This is a genomic window from Streptomyces sp. NPDC005070 (assembly GCF_053600395.1).
On record NZ_JBSFZS010000254.1, the window covers coordinates 1 to 5,558 of the forward strand.

5 protein-coding genes are annotated in these 5,558 nt (G+C 71.0%); 1 reads left to right on the plus strand and 4 read right to left on the minus strand.

Annotation, left to right across the window (positions count from 1 at the left end; all coding sequences use genetic code 11):
* The coding region (locus ACWEBX_RS36985) for a serine hydrolase domain-containing protein (RefSeq protein ID WP_451889126.1) at positions 1–999 on the plus strand (999 nt) is incomplete at its 5' end.
* A 40-nt stretch (positions 1,000–1,039) separates the two neighbouring features.
* Here ACWEBX_RS36985 and pgm read toward each other — a convergent pair.
* The 4 genes from pgm to ACWEBX_RS37005 all read right to left on the minus strand — a co-directional run bounded on the left by pgm (position 1,040) and on the right by ACWEBX_RS37005 (position 5,531).
* On the minus strand, positions 1,040–2,680 hold the full coding sequence (gene pgm, locus ACWEBX_RS36990; RefSeq protein ID WP_451889127.1) for a phosphoglucomutase (alpha-D-glucose-1,6-bisphosphate-dependent): 1,641 nt from the start codon (positions 2,678–2,680) through the stop codon (positions 1,040–1,042).
* Positions 2,681–2,869: 189 nt separating this feature from the next.
* Positions 2,870–3,865, minus strand: a complete 996-nt coding sequence (locus ACWEBX_RS36995) for an MASE1 domain-containing protein (protein ID WP_451889128.1) — start codon at positions 3,863–3,865, stop codon at positions 2,870–2,872.
* A 123-nt stretch (positions 3,866–3,988) separates the two neighbouring features.
* On the minus strand, positions 3,989–4,822 hold the full coding sequence (locus tag ACWEBX_RS37000; protein ID WP_451889129.1) for a PP2C family protein-serine/threonine phosphatase: 834 nt from the start codon (positions 4,820–4,822) through the stop codon (positions 3,989–3,991).
* 130 nt (positions 4,823–4,952) lie between these two features.
* Complete coding sequence (locus ACWEBX_RS37005; RefSeq protein ID WP_451889130.1) at positions 4,953–5,531, minus strand: TetR/AcrR family transcriptional regulator; 579 nt, start codon at positions 5,529–5,531, stop codon at positions 4,953–4,955.
* Positions 5,532–5,558 lie beyond the last annotated feature (27 nt).

Below are 5,558 nucleotides of genomic sequence, written 5' to 3' on the forward strand. Positions count from 1 at the left end.
GCCTCAGCTCTCTTCGTTGTGTTCCTCATCGGCGCCGCGCCGGCGGAGGACTCGGCCGGCTATCCCGCTCGAGCGTTCACCGCCGCCGCGGTGCTGCGGCAGGTCGAGGCCGGCCGGATCGGGCTCGACGCACCGATCGGCCGGTACCTTCCGGTGCTGGTCCCCGGAGCGCGCGGCGACGCGATCACGGTCCGGATGCTGCTCAACCACACCAGCGGCCTCGCCGAGTACCTGCCGTACGCCTACCCCTCGCTCAAGGCGTATCCCGCCATCGCGGACACCGGGCCCCAGAGCATGGACGACCACCGGTTCACGCGATTCGATCCCGTCGAACTGATCGCGATGGGGGTCTCGGCACCCGCGTTCGGCTCCCCCGGCGGTACTCCGGGGGTGTACTCCAACACCAACTACCTGCTCCTCGCCCAGCTCCTGGAACAGGTGACCGGTGCCTCGGCCGAGCGGTGCGTCACCGAGAGCGTCATCGAGCGCGCCGGGCTCCGCGACACCTGCTTCCCCTCGGGACCGTACGTGGACGGGCCGCACTCGCGGCTCTACGAGGCGTGGTTCGGCATGATCGACCCGCCCCGCGACTACAGCGTGTTCGACATGTCCTGGGTGGGGCCGTCGGCGTCGCTGATATCGACCGTCTCGGACCTCAACGACTTCTACGGCCTGCTGTCGGCGGGGGAGATCGTCAGCCCGTCGTCGCTGGCGGAGATGCGGCGTACGGTGCCGGTCGTCTCCCAGGAGCTCAGGACGATCGAGTACGGACTCGGTCTGCATCCGATGGAGGGTCCCGGCCAGGACGTCTTCTGGGGGCACGGCGGTACGGTCTGGGGCGGTGGAGCGCTCGCCATGACCCGCGCCGACGGCGAACGGCGGCTCGCGGTCGCGGTGAACACCCAGCGCTGGAACAGGCTCGACTCCTCCGGCCTGCCGCGGCCCCATCCCATCGACGAGGCGCTCGCGGATCTGTACCGGGTGGCGCTGTGCGGCTGAGGGCGCCGTGCCGCGCGGACACGGCGCCGGAGGGCCGGGCTCAGCCGGACAGGGCCGCGGAGACCACCGCCTTCGCCTCGTCCTGAACCCGGCGCAGGTGATCGGTTCCGAGGAACGACTCCGCGTAGATCTTGTAGACGTCCTCGGTGCCCGAGGGGCGGGCCGCGAACCAGGCGCTCTCGGTGGTCACCTTGATGCCGCCGATGGGCGCGCCGTTGCCCGGCGCCTCGGTGAGGACCGCGGTGACCGTCTCCCCGGCGAGCGTGTCGGTGGTGATCTGCGCGGGTGACAGCTTGGCGAGGAGGGCCTTCTCCTCGCGCGACGCCGGGGCGTCGATGCGTTCGTAGGCGGGCTCCCCGAAGCGCGAGGTGAGTCCGGCGTAGTGCTCGGAGGGCGTCTTCCCGGTGACTCCGGTGATCTCGGAGGCGAGCAGGGCGAGGATGATGCCGTCCTTGTCGGTGGTCCAGACCGAGCCGTCGCGGCGCAGGAAGGAGGCGCCCGCCGACTCCTCGCCGCCGAACCCGAGGGAGCCGTCGACCAGCCCGTCCACGAACCACTTGAATCCGACGGGCACCTCGACCAGCGGGCGGCCGAGGTCGGCGGCGACCCGGTCGATCATTCCGGACGACACCAGGGTCTTGCCGATCCCCGTCCCGGCGGGCCACCGCTCCCGGTGGGAGTAGAGGTAGGCGATGGCGGCGGCGAGATAGTGGTTGGGGTTCATGAGGCCGCCGTCCGGGGTGACGATCCCGTGGCGGTCGGCGTCGGCGTCGTTGCCCGTGGAGATCTGGAAGCGGTCGCGCCGTTCGATGAGCGAGGCCATCGCGTAGGGCGACGAGCAGTCCATCCGGATCCTGCCGTCCCAGTCCAGCGTCATGAACCGCCAGGTGGGGTCGGTGAGCGGGTTGACCACGGTCAGGTCCAGCGCGTGCTGTTCGGCGATGCGCCCCCAGTAGGCGACCGATGCCCCGCCCAGCGGGTCGGCGCCGATGCGGACCCCGGCCGCGCGGATCGCGTCCAGGTCCAGCACCTGCGGGAGATCGGCCACGTAGGTGCCGAGGAAGTCGTGACGGCCGGTGCCGGGTGCGGCGAGCGCACGGGCGTAGGGGATGCGCCGTACGTCCTTGAGCCCGTCCCTGATGAGTTCGTTGGCCCGGTCCTGGATCCAGGAGGTCGCCTCGGAGCCCGCCGGGCCGCCGTTCGGCGGGTTGTACTTGAAGCCGCCGTCGGCGGGCGGATTGTGGGAGGGGGTGACGACCACACCGTCGGCGAGGCCCGTGGAGCGTCCGCGGTTGTGGGTGAGGATGGCGTGGGACACCGCGGGAGTGGGCGTGTAGCCGTCCGCGCTGTCGAGGAGCACGGACACGTCGTTGGCCGCGAACACCTCCAGGGCGGTGACCTTCGCGGGTTCCGAGAGCGCGTGGCTGTCGGCGCCCAGGAAGAGCGGGCCGTCGATGCCCCGGCCGTCGCGGTACTCGCAGATGGCCTGGCTCGTCGCCGCGATGTGGTCCTCGTTGAACGCGGTCGCCAGGGACGAACCGCGGTGTCCGGACGTGCCGAAGGCGACGCGCTGGCCGGGTTCGGCCGGGTCGGGGTGGAGCGCGTAGTACGCGGTGACCAACCGGGCTACGTCGACGAGATCCTCGGGGCCGGCCGGACGGCCCGCTCGCTCGTGCTGCATGTGCCCGCACCTCCACATCGGTGGTTCTTCGCTGGTGGTCTCATCTTTCCTCACCGGGCCGTACGGCGGCACGGTGCCTTCGCGGCAGCCGAAATCGGCGCCGGACCGCGTCCCTCGGGAGAGCGGTCGGGCACCTGCGGGACAGCGCGGCAGGGCGGCAGGGCGGCAGCGGGGCGGAGGTGCCCGCCGTCAGGCGTGGCCGTCCTCCTCCGCGGGAGGCGGTCTGGGCGTGGGGTTCCCGGCGGTCAGGTGCTCGAGGACCTGCACCAGTTCCTGGCAGGCCATCTCCACGGAGCGTCTGGTGTTGCGCTGTTCGGTGATGACGGCGGACAGGAGGAGGGCCGTCAGCGCCATGGTCCCGTTGAACGCCTGCAGCTTGATCATGACCTCGGTGTGACTCAACTCGTGGAACGAGCCCACGTCCTCCGTCGCCGCGACGGTGGCCATGACGGAGGCGAAGAGAGCGCAGGCCAGGCTGCCCGGCAGTTCGAAGCGCAGCGCCGCCCAGATGAGCAGCGGATAGACGAGGAACAGCAGACTGATGGAGCTGCGTGTGGCGATCGGCACCGTGACGCCGACGGCGATCAGGAGGAGTGCGGCCTCCTTCCATCGCGTCATCTCGATCGGCATGCGTACGGCGTACAGCAGCAGAAGGAGCGGGGTGACGATCAGGACTCCCATCGCGTCTCCCACCCACCACGCCAGCCAGACCGGCCAGAAGTCGTCCAGGGCGAGTTTGTCCGTGACCACCAGGAGCCCGACATCCACGGTCGCGCTGATCGTCATGGCGGCCAGAGCGGCCAGGAACACCAGGGCCAGGCCGTCGCGAAGACGGCTGAGATCGCTGCGGAAGCCCACCGAGCGCAGCAGGAGGTAGGCACAGACCGGGGCGACGGTGTTGCCCACGACGATGCCCGCCGCGGAGGGCTGGAGCGTGGAGAACGAGGACAGGGACAGGACGACCAGGAACGCCCCGATCGCGATCCCGAGGCACGCCCGGATCCCGAGGAACAGCAGGGCGGCGACGGCGACGCCGGTGGGCGGCCAGATGGGTGTGAACACCGCTCCTTCGACAGTGAGCCGCCGCATGAGTCCCAGCCGCCCTGCTCCGTAGTAGCAGGCGGCGATCACCAGCGTCTGAAGGGCGAAGACGGCCGGCCGGCGCATCTCCTGTGTAGCCACCACAGGGCCATCAGACACCGCCGGGGCCCTGTCGGCGAGGCGAGCGCCCGTGTGCCGCGCCCGGCGGTGGGTGCGTCGCCGGAGACCGACGACGGTCCCGTCGAGGACGCCGGACGGCCTGCCGCGTCACCGGAGCGGAAGCGTGGGCGCGCCGTGACGGACCACGAGGACGGCGGCGTCGTCCTCGTGTCCCACGCGCTCGGCGCCCTTGATGACGCGCGCGGCCAGTGAACCGGCCGACAGGCCCGCGACGGCGGCGACTCCGGCGAGCCGTACGACCCGGTCGAGGCCTTCGTCCACGTGCATCGAGGGGCCCTCGACGACACCGTCGGTCAGCAGGACGAAGACCCCGCCGGTGGTGAGGCGGTGCCGGGTCACCGGGTACCGCATCCCGGCCTCGATGCCGAGCGGGGGCCCGCCTTCGTCCTCGGTGATGCCGGACTTTCCGTCCGCCGACGCCCAGACGCAGGGTATGTGCCCGGCCCGCGCGCTCTCCAGCATGCCGGTGGCCGGGTCGAGCCGCATGAAGGTGCAGGTCGCGAAGAGGTCGGAGCCGAGGGACAGGATGAGGTCGTTGGTCCGGGTGAGGAGCTCCCCAGGGTCGCCGGCGACGGAGGCCAGGGCTCGCAGGCCGACCCTGACCTGGCCCATGAACGCGGCGGCCTCGATGTTGTGGCCCTGCACGTCGCCTATGGACAGGCCGATGCGTCCGTCGGGCAGCCGGAAGGCGTCGTACCAGTCTCCGCCCACGTTGAGGCCGTAGCAGGCGGGCGCGTACTGGACGGCCACGTCGAATCCCGGGGCGGAGGGCATGTCCCCCGGAAGCATGCCGCGTTGCAGCGCGATGGCCAGTTCGACCTGTGAGCGCTGGAACTCGGCGCGTTCACGTGCCTGGGCCGTCAGCGATCCGAGCCTGGTGAGCAGCTCGTCGTCGTCGCCCGTCGGCAGCTTGCGGGTCATCGACCACCCCGGAGGAAAGGCCATACATGAGAGAAATGTTAGGAAAACGCCACTATCGGATGATAACGACCACAGCGGCGCGACCTTACATCGACCTGACACCGCCCAGCCGCCGACGGACCCTGAGCGGTCAGGCCACCGGTCCGGGCCCCGGCCGGCGCAGACCGTCGACGATCAGGTCGAGAATGCGCGCCGCACGGACCTCGCCTCCGCGCGCCGGGTCGATCCTCCACAGCACGCTGAGCTGCAGCAGGACGTCCTCGGGGTCGAGGCCGTCCTTGAGCGTGCCCTCGGCGGCTCCGGCGTCGAGCAGCACGGCGATGGCCCCGAGGAAGGGTTCGTAGTACTCGTCGTCGAGGCCGCGATCGGCCGCGGCGTGGATGACCTCGGCCACGCCGAACTTGAGCCGGCCGTAGCGGGCGACCTCGTCGAACCACCGCCGCACGGCCTCCAGCGGCGGGTGTGACGCCACGAGCGCCGGCGCGAGATCGATGAGGTGCTGGATGTCGTGCCGGTACAGCTCGACGATGAGCGACTCCCGGTTCGGGAAGTGGCGGTAGAGCGTGCCGATGCCGACGCCCGCCTTCTTGGCGATGGCGGTGAGCGAGGTGCCGCCCGACTCGGCCAGCGCGTCGCGGGCCACGACGAGGATCCGCTCCCGGTTGTCGACCGCGTCCCTGCGGGTCGGCTTCGCGTGCTGCGCGTTCACAGGCAGTGGCCGTCCGTCCCCTACGAA

Bases quoted from the DNA above. Each gene is read 5' to 3' on its own strand.
- pgm (WP_451889127.1), bottom strand. From the start codon at position 2,680: ATGCAGCACGAGCGAGCGGGCCGTCCGGCCGGCCCCGAGGATCTCGTC.
- ACWEBX_RS37000 (WP_451889129.1), bottom strand. From the start codon at position 4,822: ATGACCCGCAAGCTGCCGACGGGCGACGACGACGAGCTGCTCACCAGG.